The organism is Pseudomonas sp. FP1742 (assembly GCF_030687145.1).
GTDB lineage: Bacteria > Pseudomonadota > Gammaproteobacteria > Pseudomonadales > Pseudomonadaceae > Aquipseudomonas > Aquipseudomonas frederiksbergensis_D.
In genome coordinates, this window is the sequence record NZ_CP117460.1 from 4,489,792 (window position 1) to 4,514,997 (window position 25,206).

Consider the following 25,206-nt stretch of genomic DNA (forward strand, 5'->3'; position numbering starts at 1 on the left):
AAGTTCTGAGTGATCTTGAACAACATACTTCGCGGGGTATTAGTTGGTACCTGTCGTACCACCTGTACCGGTTGTGCCGCCTGTTCCAGAGGTACCGCCATTGGAATTGCCACCAGAATTTGAAGCAGCCGCTGCAGCACCAACAATAGCCGCACCCACCAACATGGTATCGGCAACCGTCACCCCCCCAACCAGCGGAGTGTTAAGGGACAGTGGTTCGCTCAGTGATTCGCTCGCCGTTTCAGCCGGTGGTTCATCCGCCGCCAACGCAGCGGTACTGATGACAGCCAGCAAGCTGGCCGTAAGTAGTTTCTTCATATCAGACTCCTTCTCGATATTAAACCCTTATATAACTTCATAATAAGGGAGCAGGAATGGAACGGAGATGAAGAGGCAATGATCACTGCACAAAGATCTTGTCAGATCACGCACGTCGCCCCCTGGGAATCATCTCACTCGTCGATAACGTAAACCAGTGGCCAACATTCTTCAAAAGGCTTGCATGGACTGCGCGCGAACCAGGGCTGGCTCGCGACTTCTGCTGGCTTTTTACGGAATTAGCCGAATTTCAGCTGATTTTCGCTACCCATTATTGAAAGCCAACCTGACGACGCGCTGAAGCATTGTTATTAATGGTCAGCATTATCCAGGCTTCTTGACTATCGGACTTGTCCGCGCCAGCACGCGGACAAGTCTGGAACGGGATTTATGGCGACTTTCCTGAGTGCGGCCAGGGCAGAATTAAATGACTGGCCTTACCGATAGACCGCGACCAATACCATAATAGTCGAATCCATTGGCCTTCATCCGATGAGGGTCGAATATGTTACGGCCGTCAAATATGACAGGAGTGCTGAGTTTTTCTTTTATAAAATCCAGGTCAGGGGCTTTGAATTCGCGCCATTCTGTAACAATGACCAGAGCATCGGCACCTTGAAGCGCGGCTTCTTTGGTACCCATTAGCAGCAAGTCTTCATTCATTCCATAAATGCGTTGTGTTTCGGCCATCGCTTCGGGGTCGAAGGCTTGTATTCTGGCGCCGACACTACGCAACTGCTCAATCAGGACGCGGCTGGATGCTTCGCGCATATCATCTGTATTGGGCTTGAAAGCCAACCCCCAAATCGCAAATGTTTTGCCCTCCAGATGGCCATTGAAGTGATGTTGGATATGCTCGAACAGATGCTCCTTTTGTCGCTTGTTGACTTCTTCTACGGCTGACAAAAGTGTTGCTTTATAACCGATCGACGACGCGGTGCGTTCCAGGGCTTGTACATCTTTTGGGAAACAGGAACCGCCATAGCCGCAGCCCGGGTAGATAAAGTCGTAGCCAATCCTTGGATCAGAGCCAATGCCTTTACGAACGGCCTCAATGTCTGCGCCCAATCGTTCGGCGAAATTAGCCATCTCATTCATGAATGAAATTTTTGTTGCCAATAGACAGTTGGCCGCATACTTCGTCAGTTCGGCACTTCTGATGTCCATCGTGATAATTTTTTCGTGGTTTCTGTTGAAAGGTTCATAGAGCTCCCTCATTCGGTCCACCGCGTAACTGCTATCACTGCCTATGATAATTCTATCGGGACGAGTGCAGTCTGCTACCGCAGAACCTTCCTTCAGGAACTCGGGGTTGGAGATAACGTGAAACTCCACCTCAAGATCCCGGGACTTCAATACTTCGGAAACTTTAGCCCTGACTTTATCTGCCGTGCCAACAGGCACAGTAGACTTGTTCACGATGATTTTAGCCTCCGTCATGTTGAGTGCAATGGTGGTGGCAACGGACAGCACATATTTTAAATCAGCGCTGCCGTCGTCATCTGGAGGCGTACCCACTGCAATGAATTGGATTTCACCATGATGCACACCTTGTGCTGCATCGGTTGTGAAATGTAAACGTCCTGCTTCATGGCATTTTTCTACGAGGGCACTTAATCCAGGCTCATAGATAGGAATAATTCCATTCTTCAGATTCTCGACTTTAATAGCGTCGACGTCTACGCAACATACGTCATGACCTGCGTCAGCAAGTACAGCCGCCTGCACCAGGCCCACATAGCCTATTCCAAAAACCGTAACATTCATTTCAATAATCCTTTAGATGAGTTCGAGACGGCCATAACGATCTTCAAAACGAACGATGTCATCTTCGCCGAGGTAGGAACCTGATTGAACTTCTATCAATTCAAGAGGGATTCGCCCTGGATTTTCAAGGGAGTGCACAACCCCAATGGGTATGTAGGTGGATTGGTTTTCGGTCAATAACACCTGTTTGTCAGCAATTTGCACATTGGCGGTGCCTGACACCACAATCCAGTGCTCTGCCCGATGATGGTGAAGCTGAACGGAAAGTTTATGCCCCGGCTTCACGGTGATTCGCTTCACTTGATATCTATGCCCTTGGTCCACTGAGTCATACTTCCCCCAGGGCCTATAGACTTCACGATGGCTAGCGCCCTCGACTCGATTGTTTTTAGTGAGCTCAGAGACTATTTTCTTGACATCTTGAGAACGGTCCTTAGTCGTCACCAATATCGCGTCCGAGGTCTCCACAACAACGACGTCACTGATACCTAGAACAGTGACCAGACGGTGGCTGGAGTGAACATAGCTGTTGGTAACGCCTTGCAGCAATACATCCCCTTGTGTGCAGTTTTCATTTTCATCCTTCATTCCCGCTTCCCAAACCGAATCCCATGCACCAAGGTCGCTCCAGCTGGAGTTAAGGATAACGACTGACGCGATGTTGGTTTTTTCCATGACCGCATAATCAATTGACACATTGGGAGCGTTCACGAAGTCTACCTGACTGAGTCTTGTGAAGTCCTGGTCATGCGTTGCGTTAGCGAGAGAAAGTTCTGCCGCGACAACGATGTCAGGACTCAAGCGTTCCAGTTCGGATTTCATGACGGAAGCCCGGAACATAAACATTCCGCTATTCCAGAAATAATTTCCTTGGGCAAGGTAGCTTTGTGCTGTTTCCAGGTCAGGCTTTTCTACAAAAGCATCGATGTGCGCAACGCCGTCGGTAGCATCAATTTGAGTACGAATATAGCCATAACCAGTCTCTGGCTTCGTAGGGGCAACCCCGAAGGTGACAATTCTACCTTTGTTGACTTCCAGCTTCGCCAATGCCAGCGAGGCTTTAAAAGCGTCAACGTCGGTGATGACATGGTCCGCAGCTAAAACCAACAGAATAGGATCATCCCCGCCCTCCAAAGCTGTCAGTGTCGCAGCGGCTATAGCGGGCGCAGTATTTCGTGCAGAGGGTTCCAATAGTATTTTTTGGGGCTTTACATCCAGCGATCTGCTTTGCTCGGCCACGATAAAACGATGATCTTCGTTACAAACGATTATCGGAGGACTCAAGCTATCCCCTTCTGCAGACAGACTTTTTACTCGATCCAAAGTGGCTTGAAACAAACTCAAATCACCGTGTATCGACATAAATTGCTTGGGCTTGAGTGCTCTTGAAAGTGGCCACAGACGCGTGCCTGAGCCACCAGACAAAATAACTGGAATCATAGCGATTACTCAATAATTAAAAGTTATAGAAAGGTGCCGATAAGCAGCAAAGATTCAGGACGTAAATGATCTTATATAATCGATCAAGCGATCTCTTTCTGTGAAATCCAACGGGATTTCAGCATTGTTGTAATTGAGTGCTGAATCAATAGCCGAAAAAAACTCGTCTTTATCATGGGCGATGAAAACAGATGGAAAGCCCGAAAAATTCTCGACGGTGTCGTACTGATGGTTATTAATGTGTTCACCGCGACTGCTGTCCCGGGGCACGACAACTATTGGCTTTCCCAATTCAAGCGAGCGAATGATATTACCCATGCCCGCATGTGAGACGACGACTGTTGAGGCGTTGAAGTTTTTGGAAAAAAAAGGCTCGGCTATTGTCTTGAACGCATTAATGCGGCCCAAGTCCCTTTCGTCATTGCCGACCTGGGCGACAATAGGGACATCAGGGTTTGCATGACTCCATTCGCTTAAATAGCTGAGCATTCTCTCAAAGGGTGCTTGAGTGCCAACGCTGCAAAATATCATTTATACAACCCTCCCTTTATACTGAGCCCTGCCGTTTTCCGAAAGAGTGGGCCACTGCGTGAGCAATTCATCTACAAAATAAGAAGCGATTCTGCCGGACAGGGAGATTTTTTTAGGATTCGCGATGCTATCAATCCAGAGCGTTTTTTTTCCCATGATCTTTGCTGTGATCAAACCCAGCAGACCCGGCGCAGCCCCCGTAGAGATGACGTATTTCGCCTTGCTCTGGTAAACGATATTGAAGATTTGATAGAACCCCTTCATTATCTTGAAGGGCTCACTTCTATTGAAATCGGGAACTTTAACAAAGTCGTGAAGTGGGTACTGTGAGTGAACGCTTGTATCGACGGTGGCAATGTTGACTTTCTGCCCGTCAAACGCTGGAAGCAGTTTGCTCATTTGTACCCAGTGCCCACCTCCGGAACAAATCAGTAAAACATCATACGATTGATTCATGACGGATCCCTTTCTGCCAGGATTAATAGACATCATCAGATGGTAACAGCCGCTTTTAATAATTCCGCTTGCCCCTCCCAACGTGTTATTCGCTTGGCTTTCAACAAAGCTGATTTTTCTTTATAAAGCTCTTCATTCTCGATGAGTTGAGAAAGCCCAAACTTTATTGACAGAGGGTCTAACGTATCAACAAATACAGCCGCGTCCGAAAACAATGAACGCAGCACCGGTGTATTCGAAAGTGCCATCGGCCGGCCGGCGCTAACCGCTTCGTTCGCCACACTCAACTGGACATTGTCGCGCGTTGTCAGGCCGAGAACGACATTGGCGTTACACAGCAATTGCTCGAAAGTCAACTTACTCAGAAAACCCGTAAGCTTTATATTGTCTGGCATTGACGCTATGAGAGCTCCGGATAACTTGCCTCCGTACCTCCCGGTGATAAAAAAGTCTACATTCGGCATTTCTCTGGCTGCCTTAATAACGATTTCTATCGGCTCGTCGACATCGAAAGAGCAGGGAAAAAGTACGTAAGGTGTCTGATGATCACTGGCAGGGGGAGTATTAAAATCACACGGCAAATCCTCCAGGATAAAAATGTTTTCCACATTAACGCCTGAGCGGGCCAACTCCTCTTTGACTTTGAAGTTATGCACCACAACGGCATCGATTTTATTGAGCAAGGACACTGTGCCCGGGAAGGTTATCCATTGCTTGCGTAACAAACTATTATGCACATCGGCAATAATCTTGAGGCGTCTGTTAATAAAAAACTTATACGCCAGTGCGATGTGCAACACAGGGCTCGGTGGTAACTGGACCCAAAGAACCTGTGGCGCACTGACGAAAAGTGATTTAATCGTTTTAAACGCTTTAATCAAATAGTCCAATGGACGTGCAGATTTTTTTTTGAATTTATTAGGAAGATGCAGAATGTCATACGCCCAATATTGTTTCATTGTGTCGGCGCGTCGTTGATAGCCGACCCATGCGATCATTAATGATTTCACTTCTGAATCCTGCGTAAGAAGAGTGATGGAAATGGAGTACTACAATGCAAACCAAATAGGAAAATCAGCGCTGTACTGAATGTTTTTATTTCTGAAGCGAATATGTTTAGCCGGATTCCCTCCCGCAATCGAATACGCTTCAATATTGCGCGTGACAACGCTACCGGGATAAACGACTGCACCCTTCCCTATCGTGACGCCTGGCATAATCATTACACTGGGAAAGATCCATACATTATCTTCAATGACAACCGGCTTCCCGACAGTGCGACTCATGGGGTCATCGATATCGTGTCCCAGTGTATAAATTTTTGTGTTATGAGAGATGTTGACGTTGTCGCCGATGCGGATTCCGACCCTGTTATCCATATAGCAGTTGTAATTTATGGTGCAATTCTTTCCTACTGAAAACTTTCCAAATGAAAAAAAAATGACCTTTCTATGGACGGTAGTCTTAACGCCGATACGGCATCCCGTTACCCTCAGCAGTGACCGTCTCAAGCTGAAAAAGAAAACCAGGTTAAGTGCCGAATTAAACAAGGCAACGGCCACCTTCTTGGTGTTGAGCTTCAAGTTCTTCATTTAGTTACCTGCGCCATGCCCCGATGTATTAGCGATGCGATGTGAACTCATTACAAAATTTCTGAACTGAATATTGGTGCTGGCAGGCGTGGCGAAGGACGCGTTATTTCCACCGAAGAAAGTAGAGAACAACAATCCATCGATCGTCAGGTTTTTAGTGTCTCTGAACGTCAGCCCGGTTTCAGAGTGCACCAGTTTCCTATCGTACCAAATAGAAATCACGCCATCGGCGCGACCCGGTGTATTCAACTTTACGAGTTGCTCTAATGTATGCCACTCGCCGACACTAAAGGTCCAGGAACCCAGGCCTATTGCTGTTCCCCATGTTTTACTGGTGGGCAAATAAGCATAGATTGCACCAACGCCATTTTCTTTCCATATGTAGCGAGTGGAAAAGCCATCATGGCCATTAGGTATTTTCCCTCCTGTATTGCCTGTACCGCCGTAGAGACCTGGAAGCTTTCCGCCCTTTACAAAGTTAAAGTTCTTATCGAATTTCAATTCATAAGTAAGAACCAGGCATTCTCTACCCGGCTGCTTGAGCCTGGATTTGAATTCAATCCCCCCATAGGGCAAACCCAACCGGACCATAGAACCTGGATCGTACGACCCGGCGGGATAATGTACCGTAATGTCTTTTATTTCATTACTGTAAGCCTTGTTTGTTAAATTGGCGCTGCCTTTTATATTGTCGTGTTCGTCGCTATTGCGATGACGGCCGGCGAACCCCTGTGAAACATCTGGAAGGGATGGATAGATGTTTTCAATACTTTGCTCGCAGCGGTCAGTTATGTCGGATGCACTGCTCATAGCCACATGCAGAGAGAAGGCTAAGGTGAGTAGCGCCGAGGCTTTTTTTTTCACGTCAGTGGCCCCTCTCGTTTTATTTTTTATCGACCCACGCCAAAAAATCATCAACGGCATTTTGGGCGATGGATGATCGCTGTGAAATCTCTTGCTTGAGGTGCTCTGCCATTTGCTCTTTGGCTTGCCTGAATTCGCCAATGGTCGCGATCATCAGGTTATGGTCAGGAGCGCTGACCAGTTTGGTGCCGCGAGGAAGCATCTCATGTACTTTCTTTAGCTTGTTTTCGATCTCAACTGCAATGGTTGGATAACCTAAGGAAGCCGGCAAAAGCACACCGTGCGCCCTGGCGCTGATAATGACATCGGACTCAACGATCAATTTCGCCATGAACGTCTCTGGCGTGTCGATGGCGGCATCCCAGCACAACCATTCAAACGTGTGGTGCTTATCGATAAGGTGCTGGTCACGTTCTTTATACAGTGACACCAGACGAACCTGCTCTCCACGCTTGGACAATTCATGAGCGGCCTGCACCATCGCCTCGATGAATTTTTGCCCATTCGCATCATGCGGCCAATCCCGCAGGATAAATGACAGGTATTTGTTCTTATTTACGCTGTTTATCTTCAGATCGGTATTAGAGATCCATAGGTCGGAAAGCAAGGTCGGATCGGTGTACACATCTACATCCGATTTTCCAAATGCATTGCAATGCTTTTGGCTTGTACCATCCCTGACGGAAATATAGTCACAACGATTAATGACATTGACTGCGCGAGTCAGCGGCTTGCCGCCACCATCAAACGGGCCTAAACCGATACAGAATGCAGCAAGACGACGATGGAAGAATATTTTGTCTATCCCGCCGCGCATCCCTACATACAATCGTAAAAGTGTGGACTTCAAATCGGTTTGGGCTTTTATGCTCTTGTAGAGCTTTGACACTTTAAGTTGAATTGAGGACGCCTTCCTGGCGGGAGGAATGAACGAGAAAAACTGACCACCTCCGCCTAAAACAACCAGATCGGCTTTGACAGGTTCCTTGATATGCAACCATTTTATGCGTGGGTTAAAGTTTTTGGCGACAGCTGGATGATCCACACCCACTGCAATGTCCGACTCTTTGAATCTTTTCTTCAGAATATTGATGACACACAACATCAATATATCATCACCTAGATTACCTGGGCCGTAAGCACCCCGGATATAAACTTTACTGGAATTCATGCTGGGCTTCCAATTTCTACGGGTTCATTGAACATAGTGTTCAAGGTAAATGTTGTCGCTAGAATATATATAAATATCACGACCACGATCATCAATCGATACAAGGCACTTTCAACGTAAGAACTTGAGATAAAACTGACGAAAGGCAATGTCCACAGGATCAATATCCTGGGGGAGATAAGCAACTCCAAGGGCAATATTTTTTTGTATATGAAATAGGGTAAGCCTAGCAGGAAGTGTATTAATTGCGAGCCAATGAATGCTTTGGCAATGCCGATGGCGCCTTCCTCCCTCAGGAGCAGGGCTCCGGATATGAACAATACACCCCACAGAATATTACTCATGACGCTGTACCAGGCTAAATCCATCACGATCATTTTTCTTGAAATGCCGGATTTAAATGCACTTAGCAGCGAGCCCAGAATGACCAACGTCAATGTTATTTCAAAATCCCGTCCAGGAAAGCTATTTCCATAGAGCTTGGCCAGCAGTTCGGGGAACATGATAACTGGCTGTATAATAATCAGTACGACTAACCAGCCTGATAAAAAATTCAAGGCATCTAATTTCCGGCTTTTACCTCCCAGCATTGCCGCTAGCATGGGGACAAGCACGGAGCCTAATACCACAGAAACATGTGAAAATATTGCATTCCACTGCATGGCGGCTGCGTACATACCTAACGCGGCGAGCCCGTTACTTGTTTCCGCCAGCAATTTATTCGCAAACCAATTCATTGGCGCGACCATCAACCCGGTCAGTAACACCGGGAGTCCGACCGAAAGAACGGTATGCTTTTCAGTCAATGCACCTATGAAATTCAGCGCAGTGTTCTTTGCCTTTAGTATTTTCCAGCATGCAAGCGCGCTAAAGAACACGATTAGCAGTTGGGAGCAAGCCAACCCCAGCAGCGCACCATTGAGTCTGAATTTTGTCGTCAGGACGTAAGTTGCGGGGATCGCGACGATGGCGATAATTCCATTGATCGTCGCAATAGACCGATATTGCCCCCAGCCGGTTAAACACCCTTGGGTCCATCCAGATAAAATGATCAACGTGATGGTACTCAATACAATCAGTGATACATATTTCAGGTTGTCGGAGCCGAGAATGATGGTGGAAAAGAAATGCGGAAAAAACAGCGCAATACCGATGATCATAAAACTAAAGGACAAGGAAAAAATCAGCGTTAAAGCGATACCCCTGCCCGTTTTTTCGGGGGAGGTGTCTTTAAATTGACCAATATGCTTCGCCGTCGCCGTGGTTGTGGCCTGGGCTGCGACATTGGCGAGCATGACAATGGCACTTTGTATCAGGCCATATTCTCCAAATGATTGTGCGCCCAATACTCTGGCAACCAGTATGCCGGTAATGACAACCGAGACTTTCGTGGCCACCGCAGATATGAAACTCCATGCAGTACTGGACGCGAATCTTTTCAACAGCGTGTTATTCATCTGGCTTTAACCTGTAAGGATGGGGCTATCAGCGGTTGATGAAAGGTCAGTATTTTTTTACGTTGCCTGGCAGCGTGCTCCGAAAAGACACGTAAAATAATTGCGCTATAAGCGATTCCGATAGCGTACGGCTGATAAGGCGTGGCCGACACGATAAACATCAGCCCCAGAAAGGTGGCTATTGATACCGCGACCTGATTTTTTAAATGATGGGCAAGGGACGTAATAAATATGAACAGCAAGTACAAGCCGATCACCCCATACTTGACGAAGTATGTTAAGTACGCACTGTCGATATTCGAGTTTTTGTCATCGAGACCACGGTATTCAAACCAGGGGATTTCAAAAGGGGTTCCGGCCCCTAGCCCGACAAAGTAGTGCATTGGATTCATGTTGCTTATCAAGTCCAGCGCAGGGCTGAAGCGAGTGGTTAACTGAACCGCCAGGCCTTCGGACGATAAAGCATCATTGATTCGATCAGCACCGATCATATTGCTGATTCCAATGAAAGCCATCAGTACGATTGAACCTAGTAGTATGACACCTATCATTCGGGCAGGTTTTGTATACTGATGAATAATGATAGCTGCAAAAACAGAAACAAAAATGAATCTTGAGTTGGCGATGAACAAACAGATGAATGAAGTCATCAAACAGATCCTCGCCAGATTTTTCTTATCCTCAAACAGTCGGGGATCGATGAAGTAATATATTAAATATGCAACGGCTGCATACGTGCCGCCATCCAGGTATCTGTAGGCGTTTTCTTCATAATAGACGTCTTGAAAACTGTACAGACCCAATCGCAGCCAGGCGATGTCCAATACATTGAAAGCTGTCATTGCAATCAATATTTTCAGTATCGTTTGCAGCGTCAAGGTTTTCGCCGCGAGCGTGGCGACATTCGTCAGCACTATAAATGACAGGATCATTATGAACGGCCGAACGTCCTTTAATAAGTATTTGTTCGGAGAACCTATCAGGCCGCACGCGAGCAACACTACATACAGTCCACATCCAAAAAGAAGTCCGGCAGGCACCGTTAATTGAGATCGCTGTGTCACGGCCTGCCTTATCAGCAAGGCACTGAGTGCGCCAGCTATATAGAAATCAAAAAAATAGATGCCTTTGAGCGAGATTATTTCGCTGTATGAGTTTCCGGTAGGGATCACAGATAACATTATGCCCAAAAATACTATGGAGTATTTTGGGTTTTTTACTGCAAGCAAACCCGCTGACAGGGCGACAAGAGATAACAGGTAGAACATGGTTTGGTATTCTTTATGCTGATGTTGTCATTTGACACGCTACCGCCCCAGGATTTTTCGTTCATTCCCTGAAAACGTGGCTTCTGTTGGTCTGCAGTGCTGTGTATCTATATTCCAAACATCGACATGGCTAAGGATTCCAGGGCGCAGCTTCATTCCCTGGTATCCTGTTTATGCCGTTCATGACCATGCAGCGTAACGATCTACATCAGCTTCGATCAGACTGGTACTCGTATTGGTAATACCCATAATTACCGTAGCCATATTTTGCTGACGCTTTCTTTTCAACCCCGTTGAAAATGGCGCCTCTCAGCACGATGCCGTTTTGCGCAAATCGGCGAATGGTGAGTTCTATTTCCTTTGCAGGATTCAAGCCGAACCGCGCGACGATCAGGTTTGTTCCCGATTGCCTTCCCACAATCGCCGCATCTGTCACGGCCAATAACGGCGGCGTATCCAGAATGACCAAGTCATACATTTCGCTGACCTGTGACAATAGTTCGGTGAGGTTTCGGTGCATCAGCAATTCAGAGGGATTTGGCGGTATCTGCCCACGAGTAATGAGGTCGAGGTTCTCGATATCGGTTTTGTGAATTGCGGTTTGAAGCGTGCATCGATTGACGAGGACATCGGAAAGTCCATCGTTAACAGGCACACCTAATACCTTGTGCAGGTAGCCCCTTCGCATATCGATGTCAATCAACAATACCCGCTGTCCGGTCTGGGCGATTACCGCGGCCAGGTTGACAGACACGAAGGTTTTTCCAACCTTTGGACTCGGGCCCGAGATCATGATTCGGTTATTGGTGGATTCGAGCATGGCGAAATGCAGACTGGTGCGCAAACTACGCAATGCCTCAACAGCCAGGTCGGTGGGATGACTGACGGCCAGCAAAGAAGAACCTTTACTGGAACGTCCTCGTCCGCCGAAGACTTTATCTTCTTCGGCCTTCTGCAGAGTGCTGTAAGGAATCGACGAGTACACCGGCAAACCAAGGTGCTCGATGGCTTCCGGACTTTCCAGCCCCCGGTTCAGCGCCTTGCGTACCAACACCAGGGCCACTGCCAAGAAACCGCCAAGAAGCGTGGCGATCAATACAATCAAGATTTTTTTCGGTTTGACCGGTTTTAAGAAGTTGACGTCCGCAGTATCGATCAGCCGCACGTTACCGACGGTCCCCGCACGCATCACGTCCAGCTCCTGAGACTTGTTCAGCAGTTGGGTATAAATGGCTGTACCGACCTCCACATCCCGGGTCAGGCTGAGCAGTTCCTGCTGTGTGGAGGGAAGTCCTTCCACCTTGGTCGCCAGGCTTTTCTGCTTGCTGCTCAACTCACCGATCTGGGTCAACAATGCACGATAGGCAGGATGTTGGCGGGTGAACTTGCGGTCCATCTCGGCTTGCTGCAACTTCAACTCGGAAATGCTGGTATCGAGCCCGACTATCTGATCGAGAATGGCTTTGGTTTCCAGCGTAATGTCCACGGACTTGCTGCGTGTCTGGTACTCATTCAAGGCATTACCGGCTTTCTCCAGGTCCTTCTTGACCACCGGAAGTTGCTCTTTGAGAAATGCCAGGCTCTGCGCGGCTTCCGCTGAAGTTCGCTCTACGTTTTGCCGCACATAAATAGCAGCAATTTCATTGAGGATGTTGATGGCCTGATCCGGATCTGTACTTTCCAGCGCCAGACCAATCATGCCTGATTCTTTTCCACGCTCGGCGACATCCAGTGCGTCCTGGTAGTCGAGGATGCTGTTCAGGCGGGAGTTACGGATTATTCTGAAACGGGTTCCAGGATTGGCGCGCATTTCCTCTATCTGAAATGCAACGCCATTCTGCTCGAAGAGTTGCCCCGCCTGGCTGGCCGCCAACAGATTGTCATCCTCATCCACCAACGTGAAATGACCATTCTCACCCGCGGTCAGGGTCAATTTCTTGCCCAGTTGCGAGTCGGGCAGATCGAGTTTGAATATCTTCAGCGACTCCCCTCCCCAGGCGTAACTATTCAGTCCCAACCATGGTTCGGCTATTTCATCGGGATTACTTTTTTTGAATCGACGCGCCAGGAATTCGCCGACAACCGGGAAATACATCGGCTGTATGACAACATCAAGTTTCAAGTTGTCGACGGTTTTACCAATCACTGAACGGGACTGGATCAACTCGATCTCGGTGGCCGACGGAGACTCCTTGCCCAACATGCCGCCGATATCCGAGAAACCCAGCAAATCATTCTTTTTCGCTTCGACCTGCAGCAGCGCATTCGCCTGAAATACCGGGGTCGCCAGCACCGCGTACGCGGCCCCGGTCACCATGAAGGCACCGGTAATCGCAGCGATCAGCCATTTATGGTCGATAAGTGTTCCAAACAAGCCGAGAAGATCAATCTCGTCATTGTTGTCGTCCCGCACGTTGACTACCGGTGCTTGCTGCATAAGTCGGATTCTTTGCCTTGATTACGATTCAAAAAGGAAGTGGCCATCAGCGTGCGAGACGCTGTGCCCATGCGTGTACGGCTTCTTCGATCAACGCATAAGCGTGCACAAAAGCAGGTTTACCTTGACGGTAGGGGTCGCTGATTTCGCGATCGTCCTGCCATTTCCCCAGCAGCAACACTTTGCCTCGCGCCTCGGGGGCAATGTCGAGCACGCCGCTGACATGGCGCCGCTCCATCACCAGAACCAGGTCCGCCTCACTGACGGCTTGAGGCGTGAGTTGAACGGCCTGGTGCTCGTGAGGTACATGACCATGCTCCTTGAGTACGGCGTGTGCCGTCGGCTCGATGGGCTTGCCCGCCAAGGCGGCAAGGCCAGCCGAGCTGACCTGGATATCGGAATGAACGAGTGCCCCGCGTAGCAAATGCTCCGCGGTGGGGCTGCGGCATATATTGCCGACACAGACAATCAAAACCCTTTTAAGCAAGATAACATTCCCCGTCTTGTCAACATTGGCGGTGACATAGCACTTGCCGAACATAAGAGCTTTAAACTACGAATGAACCCGGGGCATCTATATCCCCGGTAACTGCAGCTGAAACTTTCAAAATCATCAGTGCGTATTTATTACCATGACGTTTGAATGCCCCCCAACTTTTTCTCCAGACAAAAAATAACAATCCACTCTTCGACACATTGAAAATAACAGTCGGCAAACTTATCCAGACAATTTCTAACAGTTGTCGTTTTCCTGCGATCATTCAATCTAAATTACACGAAAATAGCGAATGGCTAATGTATGGCCGTTCCGCTAGTGCATGGCCAGGGTGTCAGACATTCGGTTAGTAGTTGGGTAGGGTCGCCTTGGGCAACAACTTTAATAACATCGGGTTACGTCAGGAGCCTGCCGAGGAACAACCGGCTGCTCGATATTTCCCTTGCCAGCCCCCGGCGACAAGCATGACGCCCTGGCCTTTCGCAGTGCCTTTGCCGTTGCGAGCATTTTTCTCGAGTGATCGGACCGCTTCGAGTCCGCACTCCCCAGCGTGACCGGTTCGCCCAGCCTGGGTCGAATCTTTCCTACTGCCATTAGTCACTCCATCAGTCTACTTTCAAGGACGCTTCCATGATTCGTAAATGCCTGTTCCCCGCCGCCGGCTATGGAACCCGCTTCTTGCCAGCCACCAAGGCCATGCCGAAGGAGATGCTGCCGATCGTCAATAAGCCGCTGATCCAGTATGCCGTCGAGGAAGCACGCGACGCCGGCCTGCAACATATGGCCATCGTCACCGGCCGTGGCAAACGGGCGCTGGAGGATCATTTCGATACCAGCTACGAGCTGGAACACCAGATTCGTGGCACCGACAAGGAAAGGTTCCTGCACGGCACCCGCGAACTGATTGATACCTGCAGTTTTTCCTATACTCGTCAGGTAGAGATGAAGGGCCTGGGGCACGCCATTCTCAGCGGCCGCTCGTTGATCGGTGATGAACCCTTCGCCGTCGTGCTGGCCGATGACCTGTGCCTGAACCTTGAGGGTGATGGCGTACTGGCGCAAATGATCAAGCTCTACGAGCAGTTCCGCTGCTCGATCGTGGCGATCCAGGAAGTGCCCCGCGAGCAGACTCAGAAATATGGCGTGATTGCCGGCGAGTTGATTCGCGAGGGGATTTACCGGGTCAACAGCATGGTCGAAAAGCCCCGCCCGGAAGACGCTCCGTCCAACCTGGCAATCATCGGTCGATACATTCTGACCCCGGATATCTTCGATCTGATCGCTGACACCGAACCTGGCAAGGGCGGTGAAATCCAGATCACCGATGCGCTGATGAAGCAGGCCCAGAACGGTTGCGTACTGGCCTACCAGTTCAAGGGCCAACGCTTCGATTGTGGCGGCGCCGAAGGTTACATCGAAGCCACCAACTTCTGCTTCGAGCACCTGCATCAAAACACGCTGTGATGTTGCTGTCCCCCGATATGGTCTTTATTACCCTATGGATGAAGCCTCTATGAATACGTTGAGCGGTTTCAAGGCAGATGGCAGTCGCCACCCGTATGGCGCTGACCTTAAGCACAGCCTCGCGTACCGCATCGTGCGCGCCTATGCATCGGAACTGATTTTCCCCCGCGTGCAAAAACCACCGGTACTGCTGGTGGAACGCATCGGCGCGTTCCCCTCCTCCGGGGAGATCCGCCGCCCGGTCAAGGATGGCCCGGCGCTGCTGACAAGCATCAAGCAGCGTTACGCCGCCGATGCCCTGGACCTCAACGAGAGCGACGGACTGAACCTGGTCTTTGCCGACTGGCGCTTCAGCTTGCGCCTCTGGGGCAAGGGCTGCGGGGTTTGCCTGACCGTGGAAAGTCGCGGCGACCATTCGCTCCTGCAGCGCAAGACCACCGAACTGCTGGAGCAGATCGATGCGCAGGAGGCATTTTGATGAACGCGATGGCAGAACACTCCACCAAAGCCTGGTACCTGCTCCAGTGCAAGCCCAAACAAGATGAACGCGCCGAAGAACATTTGCAGCGCCAGGGCTATGCCTGTTTTCGCTCGACCTACAGGCGTGAGCGCGTTTTGCGCGGGCAGCGCCGGGTGATCAGCGAGTCGCTGTTTCCAGGCTATCTGTTTATTCAGCTGAGCCTTCAGGACAGTTGGGGCCCTCTGCGCTCGACCCGTGGTGTTTCGCGGGTCGTCGGGTTCGGCGGTCAGCCACTGCCGATCCGCGACACGCTGATTGACGAACTTCAGGAACGGGACAGCCAGGCGATCGTGACAACCTTGTTGGAACACGGAGATGCGGTGCGCATCACGGAAGGCCCGTTCTGCGATCTCGAAGCGGTGTTCCTGGCCATGGATGGCGAAGAACGGGTGCTGTTGATGATGAGTTTCCTGCAGCGTGAGCAGCAAATCAGCCTGCCGCTGGCGCGGGTCAACAAGCTTTAGATCTATTAACGCCCACACCAGAACGCCGCTCAACAAGCGGCGTTTTTTATCAACACAGAAAACCCTATGCCGAGAGGTGATTCCAGTCGACCCAACCCAAAAACCAGGTCGCCAGAATCAGCAATCCGAAGGCGATCCGGTACCAGGCAAACACTGCATAACTGTGGTTGGCGATGAACTTGAGCAAACCGCGCACGGCAATCATTGCAAAGACGAACGCGGCGACAAATCCCAGGGCAAACACCGGCAAGTCGGCGGCCTGGAACAGGTCGCGGTACTTATAACCCGAGTACACCGCAGCTCCCACCATGGTCGGCATCGCCAGGAAGAACGAGAACTCGGTAGCCGTCTTGCGTGACAGGCCAAACAGCAAACCGCCGATAATCGTCGATCCCGAACGGGAAGTGCCGGGAATCATCGCCAGGCATTGTGCGCATCCGACTTTCAAGGCATCGGTCCAGCGCATCTCGTCCACGTGATCGACCACGACCACGTGCTCGCGTTGTTCGGCCCACAACATGATGATCCCGCCGATCACCAGCGCCACGGCCACGGTAATCGGGTTGAACAGATACTCATGGATCTTGTCGGCGAACAACACCCCCAGAACCACCGCCGGCAAGAAACCGATCAGCAAATTCAGAGTGAAACGTTGCGCATTGCGCTGGGTCGGCAAGCCGACGGTGATGTCCAGAATCTTGCGACGGAACTCCCAGACAACCGCCAGAATCGCCCCCAACTGAATGATGATATTGAACGCCATGGCTCGCTCTCCGCCAAAGTCGAGCAAGTCCGCGGCAATAATCTGGTGACCGGTACTGGAGATGGGCAAAAACTCTGTGAGCCCTTCAACCAGCCCCAGAATCGATACTTGCATGGTGGTCCAGAAATCCATTAATCCCCCGTTAACCCCTCTCGGCTGAAAGGTCTGTTGTTGATTCCGAGCATTTAAATCCTGAGGGTGATTAAACCTGTCGGATCAACGGAGAATTAGAACGCATTATCTGCCTGCCTGAGCCAAACGTTATAAAACGTCCATGTCGAACCTCAGGTCCGGCCCCCAACAAATCACCTACGCTCTAGGCTATACAACGAACACCTCGGTCAAGGCTGCACTTGAGGTTTCTGCGCAGCGTCCAGTTGAACGGAAGATCACACCGTGGATAACTTCGACAGCATCGCCAATTTCGCCGCCGCTCTGGGCATCGGCCTGTGGGTCGGGCTAGAGCGCGAGCGTAGCAAAGGCGCTGGCAAGGACCGCAGTTTTGCCGGTTTGAGAACGTTCGCCATTACCTCGTTGCTGGGCTATGTCGCGATGCTGTTGGGTGGGGAATTATTGTTTGCCATCACGCTGCTGGGCGTGACTACGCTGGTGGCTGCGACCTACTTCAAGTCCAGAAGCAAAGACCCTGGCCTGACCACCGAGATTGCCTTGCTGCTGGTCCTGATGCTGGGGGGACTGTGCTCATGGGATCCTGCCCTGGCCATTGCCTTCGGAGTGGTCCTGTCCCTGTTGCTGACCTATCGCCAAAGCCTGCATCGTTTTGTCCGCACGCAGCTGTCCGAGCGCGAGATCCGCGATGGCCTGGTCCTGGCCACCGCCGCGCTGGTGATCATGCCACTGGTGCCAGACCGCTTTATCGGCCCGTTCGCGGCAATCAACCTGCGCACGATCTGGACGCTGACAGTCTTGATCATGGCGGTCGGCGCTGCCGGGCATGTCGCCATGCGCCTGCTCGGCCCCCATTATGGGTTGGCCATTACCGGTATCGCTTCGGGTTTCGCCTCAAGCACGGCGACCATCGCGGTGATGGGCAGCCGTGCTCGTGAAGAGCCCGCGCTGATGCTGCCGGCCAGTACCGCCGCCATTTTGTCCTCGCTCGCCACCATGATTCAGATGGGCATGGTCCTGGGCGCGGTCAGCCTGCCGACCCTTGAATTGATGGGGCTGCCCCTCGCGCTGGGCTTCGCGACTACCCTGATTTATGCGCTGGTATTCGTTTATCTGGGCAGAAACACCAAGAGCAACCCGGCCCATGATATTGGTGGCGCTTTCAACATCAAACTGACGCTACTGGTGGCATTGAGCATTGCGGGCATCTCGTTATTATCGGCGGCGCTGCTGGCCTGGCTCGGCCCACGCGGCGTGTTTATTGCCACCGTTCTGGGTGGTTTTGCCGATGCTCACGCCTCTTCGGCCTCCGCCGCGTCACTGGTAGCCTCCGGTCAGCTGCCGGCGGCCGGCGCCGTTTTACCGATTGTCGCCGCCATGAGCACCAATGCCTGCTCGAAGTGTTTCGTCGCCTGGACCAGTGGCGGGGCAACATTTTCCAGGCATGTCATACCGGGCCAGATCCTGCTGCTGTGCGCGCTCTGGGGCGGTGCCTTGATCCGTGGGTGACAAACGAGCTGCCAGATTACCGGCCCGGAAGGATACGGTTCCCGCTTGCCTGCTACGCTTCTCTTTCATGACTGGAGGAACAACCATGCCGGACGATCCTACCCCCGCCCTGTTCGACCGCGTCAATCAGAACATCGCTGCTCTGGGCGGTGCAATCAACGAAATTGGTATCTGGATGGCCAAGAGCGGTGCGACTGATGTGTCAGAACGGATAGCCGACCAGCTTAAAGTGCTGGAAGGCAACACTGACGCCATTGCCAAGCTGATGGCAGACCTCATTGCCCGATGGACGCCCGAAGAAGAAATTGACCCGGAAGACTGATACTTGCGTATCACCGCGCACAGGGTTGCCACTCATCGTCGGCTCATTGACGTTTCGGGTTTCGGCGCGCGCAATGTCTACCCAAAAAATGATCGCCCAGAGACCACTCCACATGGCAAAGATCATAGTGCTCGCCGGTGATTTCCCGCAGGGCAACGGGGAATATCACTCGGGAACCATCACGCTCAAAACCGCCCTGAAGCCACGACTGGGGAAAAGTTTCTCGGTCTCGGAATTTAAAGACCTGACGGTCCAGAACACCGACTGCAATAAAAATATCAAGAGCGCCATAGGCCTGGGCCTTGCCGGGGCCATGTTGCTGGGTCCGGTCGGAGCCATCGCCGGCTATCTGCTTGCCGGCAAGAACACCGAGGTGACCTTCATGGCCACCCTGAAGGACGGTGGCAAGCTCCTGGCTGCAACCGATTGCGATACCTTCCAGGACATCTCGGCACGCGCCCTCAAAAAATCCCGCCCCAGTCGTCGACGCGTCCCGGCCGAGTCATTCAACAACGGATCCGTTCACTGATCCGCTGGCCCCGTGACCACGAAGATGTTGCAGGGCACTCGATACAGAACATGCTCCGTGGTACTGCCCACCCATTTGCCCAGACCTTTGCGATGCGCATTACCCATGACAATGACATCGGCCCGGTGATGCGCTGCAAAGTCAGCCAGCGCTTTGCCAGGCGGCCCTTCGACGAAGTGTTGGCGCTCGGTGGGCACGCCAAAGTGGTCGGCCAATGCGATGAATGACTTATGCAGCGACTTACGCACGTCGCTGCTGAAGCCTGGCATCGTCACTGCCCCAGCGCCTGCGTCGGATATATGTGTCTGTGATGGATCGTAGGCATGCAGCAGATGCAGCTCCGCGTTGCACTGCATGGCCAACCCGTTCGCGGCCTGGATGATGCGGTCGTTGATGCCGGTGATCTGAGTCTCGGGTCGCGATGGATCGACTGCCGCCACGATCACCCGCGGCAGCGGACACCTGACTTCGCTGACCAGATGCACAGCCACTGGACATTCGCGCAACAGGTGCCAGTCCAGCGGCGTGACGAATACGCGCTTGAGCGCTGACTCGTGCTGCACGTCTTTGATCACCAGATCCGGCTGCATTTCTGCGACATGCCGAAGGATCTCTTGCACCGCGTTACGCGTGATAAGCACTTCAGTGCTCACCGTAATCCCGCGCCCGCGGATTAGATCAGCCTCATCCTTCAGCCACTTCTCGTTCTCTTGCTGACAGGCCTCACGAAACCGCGCGCCTGCGCTCACCAAACCCAAAAACTGGGAGTCTTCGATAAACACCGTGATATGCAGCGCTGCGCCAGTGGCTTCGGCAATGGCGACGGCTCGCTGCAACGCCGGGGTATGGCGCATGGCTGGACCGGCTATCAGAAAGAGTCGTTGATATTGGCTCATATCACACCTCCAAACGTTCCGGCGTATACGGCTCCCCCAGCGCTCTCGCCTGTCCCCCCTCACCGACTACTGGCTATCGCTTCAACTAACTGAATCGACACTATCAATATACGCCTGGATTCAATAACGAGCTAAAGCGCTGTCACCCCTTCCAACGGGGTGACGCCCCTGCACTACTTCTGCGCATATTTCGCGCCGTGCGGATCATCTAGCTGCGCCTGCATCAACCGCCACTCACGCTGAATGATCGAGTAAGGGATAAAGATACTGATCCTCTCCGCGCCCTTTATCCCCGGGTGAATACTCACATTGTGAAGTGTGGTGGAGAAAAAGCCGACATTGATACCGACAATGCTGCCGTCATTGGCGATGACGGGACCACCGGACATGCCCTTGATCATCGGGGCATCATGGATGGCGTAGCGTTCGCCGCTGCCTTCATCACTGTTGATGAAAGGCGCCGGATAGACCTTGCCTTGTCCGCTGACAGTCGTCATATACGGGCTCGTGCCCACGGCAGTGATGTGCTCACCCACGCGAGGGGCGCGCCATGACGGATAGTGACCGTTGGCCTTGTGCTTGATGAAGACCAGGTCGCAACCGGTGCTGCAGCTGTATTTCACGTTGGATATGAGTGGGGTGTGGCGGGTGGTGACGGCGTAGTCCTCATTCCATTGCACAGCCGAGGCCGTGTACAGATAGGGCAAGGGAAAGCCTGAGAAGACGGAAAAATATGAATCGTTGGCAGGCCCCGACAAGTCGGGCTTTACCATACCGTTGCATCCTGCAAGAACAGCTCCTATTAAAAAGCAGGTCATGACCTTAATCATGTTGTTCACCGACTTATAAGGAGAGTGTTGTTTTTGTTGTGTCAGTTCTTTAGTGATCTGGTTGTTGTAGTTATCCTCGCGGCCCGGTCTGGTGGGTAATGTATGGCTGAGGTTGTAATAGTGCGTACGAATTAATTGTGATAAGAGCAATCGCTTTTTGATCCATATAAAAAACTGCAAATAATTGGCGCCTGAAAAATGTCAGGAACGCCAAAATAAATAAAAATAAAAGTTGCCTCTTGATGAGTAAAACGCGTGAAACAGCGCCTTCAGAGCGATTTAGATCACTTTGGCATGCCTCGGCAAGCTAACAGAAATCAACGCCGCGAAAATAACAAATGCACTGGATATCCATAAACAGGCTCCAAGCCCGAAAACCTGATAAACCCAGCCGGAGAGTACGGTACCAATCAGCCGCCCCATGGCGTTGGACATGTAGTAAAAGCCCACGTCCAGCGACACGCCGTCTTCCTTGGCGTAGGACACGATCAGGTAGCTGTGCAGCGAGGAGTTCACCGCGAACAGCGCACCAAAGACCATCAATCCGCCCAACAGCACCCATTGTGGCGACAGCCCGGTGTGCAGCCCCAGAGCGATTGCCGCCGGCAGGCCCGCCAGGGCAAGCGCCCACAGACACGCGGCGCGGCCATCAGGGACATGCCCTCGTTGCTTGCCGGTAATCCGTGGCGCGAACGATTGCACGACGCCGTAGCCGATCACCCAGGCCGCCAGGAATCCACCGACCGCCCAGAAGTCCCAGCCAAACACGCTGCTCAGGTACACCGGCAAAGCCACGACAAACCACACATCACGGGCACCGAACAAAAACATCCGGGCCGCTGACAGAATATTGATGGCCCGGCTCTTGGACAGGATGTCGCGAAACCTGGGCTTGGCCTTCGCCTTGCCCAGGTCCTTTTTCAACAGGACCAGGCTGCTGAGCCAGATCAACGCAAGAACGCCCGCCATGGCGAGCAACGCCCCTTTGAAGCCGATCAGGGCGAGCAATGCCCCGCCGAGAAAGAAACCGACACCCTTGAGGGCATTCTTCGAGCCGGTGAGGATGGCTATCCATTGATAGAGCTTGCCCTGTTGCCCGTCCGGCACCAGCAGTTTGATCGAGCTTTTGGCGCTCATCTTGTTCAGGTCTTTGGCGATCCCCGACAGTGCCTGCGCCCCCATCACCCAAGGAATCGTCAGCCAGGTTACCGGCACCGTCAGCATCAACAGCGCCACAACCTGCATCCCCAGCCCGATGTTCATGGTCCGGTTCAGGCCCAGGCGGGCGCCAAGATAGCCCCCCACCAGGTTGGTGATCACACCAAAGAGTTCGTAGAACAGAAACAACGCCGCGATTTGCAGCGGGCTGTAGCCCAACCCGTGAAAGTGCAACACCACCAACATGCGCAAGGCACCGTCGGTGAGGGTGAAGGCCCAGTAATTGCCCGTTACGAGCAGGTACTGCCGCACCGACGGAGCGAGGGCTGACAAGGCTTTCATCAACATTCCTTAAACGGCCAGGCCGACCATCCTGGCCAATTCGACGGTGCGGTTCGCGTAAGCCCATTCGTTGTCGTACCAGGCATAGATTTTGACCTGGGTGCCGTTGATGACCAGGGTCGACAGCGCATCGATGATCGATGAGCGCGGGTCGGTGCGGTAGTCGATGGACACCAGCGGACGCTCCTCGAAACCGAGGATGTCTTTGAGTTCGTTCTCGGACGCGTCCTTGAGGAACCGGTTCACTTCTTCGACCGTGGTGACGCGCTCGACCTCGAACACACAATCGGTCAGCGAAGCATTGGCCAACGGTACGCGCACCGCGTGGCCATTCAGACGCCCGCGCAACTCCGGGAAAATTTCCGCGATGGCGGTGGCCGAACCGGTGCTGGTCGGGATCAGGCTCATGCCCGAAGCCCGTGCCCGGCGCAGATCCTTGTGGGGTTGGTCGAGGATGCTCTGTGTGTTGGTCAGGTCGTGAATGGTGGTGATCGAGCCGTGACGGATGCCTAGCGCTTCATGGATCACCTTGACCACGGGTGCCAGGCAATTGGTGGTGCACGATGCAGCGGTAACGATGCGGTGTTCCGCCGGATTGAACAGTTGATGGTTGACGCCCATGACGATGTTCAACGCGCCCTCTTCTTTCACCGGAGCACTGACCACCACGCGCTTGACGCCCTGGTCGAGGTACGCCTGAAGCACCGCGACGGTTTTCATCTTGCCGCTGGCTTCAATCACCAGGTCGCAGCCCGACCAATCGGTATCGGCAATCGCCTTGTTGGCGGTGACCTTGATGCGTTTGCCGTCGATGACAATGCAGTTACCCTCGGCGCTCGCTTGATCAATCCAACGACCATGTACCGAATCGAAGTTCAGCAAATGCGCGTGCGTCGCCGCGTCGCCAGCCGGGTCGTTGATCTGCACGAACTCAAACTCCGGCCAGCGCCAGGCGGCGCGCATGGCCAAGCGACCGATACGGCCAAAACCATTGATGCCCACTTTGATAGTCATGTTGAGGTGCTCTGTAGCGGTTGTCAGGGAGGGTACTTTGGCAATCATCAAGCCGGACAGCAGGCAGTTGCCCGTTCAGGACGGTCACCCATTTGTTCTAGGCGTTTGGCATCCGGGCTCAACCAATGCGTGTTGGCTTGAAGCGCCACGATCAGCATCTGATGCACCCAGTCAGGAAGACTCGGGTGCAACCGGTAGTAAACCCATTGGCCTTGCCGACGGTCCGCCAGCAATCCGCAGGAGCGCAACTGCGCCAGGTGCCTGGATATTTTCGGCTGGCTCTCGTTCAACGCGCAGGTCAGCTCGCAGACGCACAGCTCTCCCTCGCGGGCGATGAGCAGCATCATGCGCACGCGATTGTCGTCAGCCAGGCATTTGAAAACAGTGGTCGGCGTCAGAAAGTCAGCCATTTAGGTTCTCGCTGGTTTGGGCTTTGCGTCACAACGGAGCATCAGCTTATATACGATTTACCGAATATATGTTTTTACGCATGTACGGTAAAGCGGTCAATGTGGCCCTGGAAAGCGACTAACGTCAGTCAGGTCAGCGCAATCCCAGTGGGAGCGGGCTTGCTCGCGAAGGCGGTGTGCCCGGCAACATTTATATCGACTGACACGCCCCCTTCGCGAGCAAGCCCGCTCCCACAGGGAAGATCAGCGAAAGGATTTCGTATACCCTATCGCTATCTCACTCCAAACGATCGCCGCCGTGAACCTACCCAAACTCAACGCTCCCGACCTTGGCAATACGCCGTCGACCTCGGAAATCATCACCCGTCATCTGCGCGACGCCATCGTTGCCGGGCATTTCGCCGAAGACGAACCGATTCGCCAGGACGACATTGCCCGCCAGTTCAACGTCAGCAAGATTCCGGTGCGCGAGGCCCTCAAGCGGCTGGAGGCCGAAGGGCTGGTGATGTTCCAGCGCAATCGCGGGGCGATGGTCACGCGGGTTTCCGATGCCGAGCTGGCGCAGATGTTCGAAGTGCGCATGTTGCTGGAAGACAAAATACTGCGCCTGGCCATCCCCAACATGACCGAAGAAACCTTCGCCCGGGCCGAGCGTATCTGTCAGGAATTCATCGGCGAGGACGACGTGGGCCGCTGGGCCGAGCTCAATTGGGAGCTGCACGCCTGCCTTTACGAACCGGCACAACGACCGTTTCTGGTCAGCCTGATTCGATCGGTCAACGACAAGCTGGAGCGCTACCTGCGCATGCAGATGAGCCTGTCGGCCGGCAAGGAACGGGCCGATCACGAACACCGTGAGATCCTCGCGGCCTGTCGTGCCGGCGATGTGGAGCTGGCGGTGAAGCTGCTGGACGAACACATTGCAGGGGTCTGCAAAACACTATTCGAACACCTGCCTCACGCACACTAGGACGCTGTGCTGATTTCGTCATCAGCACAGGATAAATCCATCAAGCCGACATCCCGCTGCACAGGCCACTCTTTCGTTCACTCATCTGA

Annotated in this window: 26 protein-coding genes; 7 read left to right on the top strand and 19 right to left on the bottom strand. The window is 52.5% G+C overall.

Going from position 1 to position 25,206, the window contains the following annotated elements:
- Positions 1-39: 39 nt before the first annotated feature.
- From PSH64_RS20115 to PSH64_RS20175, 13 genes are all read right to left on the bottom strand, one after another.
- Complete coding sequence (locus tag PSH64_RS20115; protein ID WP_105347183.1) at positions 40-318, bottom strand: hypothetical protein; 279 nt, start codon at positions 316-318, stop codon at positions 40-42.
- 423 nt (positions 319-741) lie between these two features.
- Positions 742-2,085: a UDP-glucose/GDP-mannose dehydrogenase family protein gene (locus tag PSH64_RS20120; RefSeq protein ID WP_105347186.1), complete on the bottom strand. Its 1,344-nt coding sequence runs from the start codon at positions 2,083-2,085 to the stop codon at positions 742-744.
- Between the two features lie 12 nt (positions 2,086-2,097).
- Positions 2,098-3,525, bottom strand: coding sequence for a mannose-1-phosphate guanylyltransferase/mannose-6-phosphate isomerase (locus PSH64_RS20125; protein WP_105347188.1), 1,428 nt, complete (start codon positions 3,523-3,525; stop codon positions 2,098-2,100).
- Between the two features lie 54 nt (positions 3,526-3,579).
- Entirely contained in the window at positions 3,580-4,056 is a 477-nt protein-coding gene (locus PSH64_RS20130) for a glycosyltransferase (protein WP_105347190.1), read from the bottom strand.
- On the bottom strand, positions 4,057-4,512 hold the full coding sequence (locus tag PSH64_RS20135; protein WP_244914256.1) for a UDP-N-acetylglucosamine transferase subunit ALG14: 456 nt from the start codon (positions 4,510-4,512) through the stop codon (positions 4,057-4,059). It lies immediately after the preceding gene.
- 35 nt (positions 4,513-4,547) lie between these two features.
- Positions 4,548-5,522 carry a glycosyltransferase family 1 protein gene (locus PSH64_RS20140; protein ID WP_305478364.1) on the bottom strand — a complete coding sequence of 325 codons (975 nt, stop codon included), beginning with the start codon at positions 5,520-5,522 and terminating at the stop codon, positions 4,548-4,550.
- 39 nt (positions 5,523-5,561) lie between these two features.
- The gene (locus PSH64_RS20145) at positions 5,562-6,104 is read right to left on the bottom strand and encodes a DapH/DapD/GlmU-related protein (RefSeq protein WP_105347198.1); all 543 of its coding nucleotides are present in this window, start codon (positions 6,102-6,104) and stop codon (positions 5,562-5,564) included.
- Positions 6,105-6,968: a polysaccharide lyase gene (locus PSH64_RS20150; RefSeq protein ID WP_305478366.1), complete on the bottom strand. Its 864-nt coding sequence runs from the start codon at positions 6,966-6,968 to the stop codon at positions 6,105-6,107.
- Positions 6,969-6,987: 19 nt separating this feature from the next.
- Positions 6,988-8,139, bottom strand: a complete 1,152-nt coding sequence (locus PSH64_RS20155) for a polysaccharide pyruvyl transferase family protein (protein ID WP_105347200.1) — start codon at positions 8,137-8,139, stop codon at positions 6,988-6,990.
- Positions 8,136-9,596 (bottom strand): oligosaccharide flippase family protein, encoded by a 1,461-nt coding sequence (locus PSH64_RS20160; protein WP_305478369.1) that lies wholly within the window; start codon positions 9,594-9,596, stop codon positions 8,136-8,138. Before PSH64_RS20160 ends, PSH64_RS20155 begins: the two co-directional genes overlap by 4 nt.
- Complete coding sequence (locus PSH64_RS20165) at positions 9,593-10,864, bottom strand: DUF6369 family protein (protein ID WP_305478371.1); 1,272 nt, start codon at positions 10,862-10,864, stop codon at positions 9,593-9,595. Before PSH64_RS20165 ends, PSH64_RS20160 begins: the two co-directional genes overlap by 4 nt.
- 208 nt (positions 10,865-11,072) lie before the next feature.
- Positions 11,073-13,301 (bottom strand): polysaccharide biosynthesis tyrosine autokinase, encoded by a 2,229-nt coding sequence (locus PSH64_RS20170; RefSeq protein WP_305478373.1) that lies wholly within the window; start codon positions 13,299-13,301, stop codon positions 11,073-11,075.
- A gap of 46 nt (positions 13,302-13,347) precedes the next feature.
- Positions 13,348-13,842 carry a low molecular weight protein-tyrosine-phosphatase gene (locus tag PSH64_RS20175; RefSeq protein WP_105347210.1) on the bottom strand — a complete coding sequence of 165 codons (495 nt, stop codon included), beginning with the start codon at positions 13,840-13,842 and terminating at the stop codon, positions 13,348-13,350.
- Positions 13,843-14,427: 585 nt separating this feature from the next.
- Between PSH64_RS20175 and galU the strand changes: the two genes are divergently transcribed.
- The 3 genes from galU to rfaH are packed head-to-tail and all read left to right on the top strand — an operon-like array spanning position 14,428 to position 16,245.
- Complete coding sequence (gene galU, locus PSH64_RS20180) at positions 14,428-15,261, top strand: UTP--glucose-1-phosphate uridylyltransferase GalU (protein ID WP_305478375.1); 834 nt, start codon at positions 14,428-14,430, stop codon at positions 15,259-15,261.
- A 49-nt stretch (positions 15,262-15,310) separates the two neighbouring features.
- Complete coding sequence (locus PSH64_RS20185; RefSeq protein WP_105347215.1) at positions 15,311-15,739, top strand: phosphomannomutase; 429 nt, start codon at positions 15,311-15,313, stop codon at positions 15,737-15,739.
- On the top strand, positions 15,739-16,245 hold the full coding sequence (gene rfaH, locus PSH64_RS20190) for a transcription/translation regulatory transformer protein RfaH (RefSeq protein WP_305478378.1): 507 nt from the start codon (positions 15,739-15,741) through the stop codon (positions 16,243-16,245). Before PSH64_RS20185 ends, rfaH begins: the two co-directional genes overlap by 1 nt.
- A gap of 64 nt (positions 16,246-16,309) precedes the next feature.
- On the opposite strand, the gene PSH64_RS20195 is transcribed toward rfaH, so the two are convergent.
- Positions 16,310-17,140 (bottom strand): undecaprenyl-diphosphate phosphatase, encoded by an 831-nt coding sequence (locus PSH64_RS20195; protein WP_305478380.1) that lies wholly within the window; start codon positions 17,138-17,140, stop codon positions 16,310-16,312.
- 264 nt (positions 17,141-17,404) lie between these two features.
- On the opposite strand from PSH64_RS20195, the gene PSH64_RS20200 reads away from it, so the two are divergent.
- The 3 genes from PSH64_RS20200 to PSH64_RS20210 all read left to right on the top strand — a co-directional run bounded on the left by PSH64_RS20200 (position 17,405) and on the right by PSH64_RS20210 (position 19,497).
- Entirely contained in the window at positions 17,405-18,646 is a 1,242-nt protein-coding gene (locus tag PSH64_RS20200) for a DUF4010 domain-containing protein (protein ID WP_305478381.1), read from the top strand.
- An 85-nt stretch (positions 18,647-18,731) separates the two neighbouring features.
- Positions 18,732-18,968 carry a hypothetical protein gene (locus PSH64_RS20205; protein ID WP_105347222.1) on the top strand — a complete coding sequence of 79 codons (237 nt, stop codon included), beginning with the start codon at positions 18,732-18,734 and terminating at the stop codon, positions 18,966-18,968.
- A 112-nt stretch (positions 18,969-19,080) separates the two neighbouring features.
- Positions 19,081-19,497, top strand: a complete 417-nt coding sequence (locus tag PSH64_RS20210; protein ID WP_105347224.1) for a hypothetical protein — start codon at positions 19,081-19,083, stop codon at positions 19,495-19,497.
- Here the strand turns inward: PSH64_RS20210 and PSH64_RS20215 are convergent.
- From PSH64_RS20215 to PSH64_RS20235, 5 genes are all read right to left on the bottom strand, one after another.
- Positions 19,491-20,393, bottom strand: coding sequence for a universal stress protein (locus PSH64_RS20215; protein WP_105347227.1), 903 nt, complete (start codon positions 20,391-20,393; stop codon positions 19,491-19,493). The genes PSH64_RS20210 and PSH64_RS20215 overlap by 7 nt on opposite strands.
- A 173-nt stretch (positions 20,394-20,566) precedes the next feature.
- Entirely contained in the window at positions 20,567-21,166 is a 600-nt protein-coding gene (locus tag PSH64_RS20220) for a trypsin-like peptidase domain-containing protein (protein WP_305481190.1), read from the bottom strand.
- Positions 21,167-21,502: 336 nt separating this feature from the next.
- Entirely contained in the window at positions 21,503-22,723 is a 1,221-nt protein-coding gene (gene arsJ / locus PSH64_RS20225) for an organoarsenical effux MFS transporter ArsJ (RefSeq protein ID WP_305478384.1), read from the bottom strand.
- Positions 22,724-22,732: 9 nt separating this feature from the next.
- Positions 22,733-23,737 carry an ArsJ-associated glyceraldehyde-3-phosphate dehydrogenase gene (locus PSH64_RS20230; protein WP_105347234.1) on the bottom strand — a complete coding sequence of 335 codons (1,005 nt, stop codon included), beginning with the start codon at positions 23,735-23,737 and terminating at the stop codon, positions 22,733-22,735.
- Between the two features lie 47 nt (positions 23,738-23,784).
- Positions 23,785-24,147, bottom strand: coding sequence for a metalloregulator ArsR/SmtB family transcription factor (locus PSH64_RS20235; protein WP_105347236.1), 363 nt, complete (start codon positions 24,145-24,147; stop codon positions 23,785-23,787).
- A gap of 298 nt (positions 24,148-24,445) precedes the next feature.
- Between PSH64_RS20235 and PSH64_RS20240 the strand changes: the two genes are divergently transcribed.
- Positions 24,446-25,117 (top strand): GntR family transcriptional regulator, encoded by a 672-nt coding sequence (locus PSH64_RS20240; RefSeq protein ID WP_007935506.1) that lies wholly within the window; start codon positions 24,446-24,448, stop codon positions 25,115-25,117.
- Positions 25,118-25,206 lie beyond the last annotated feature (89 nt).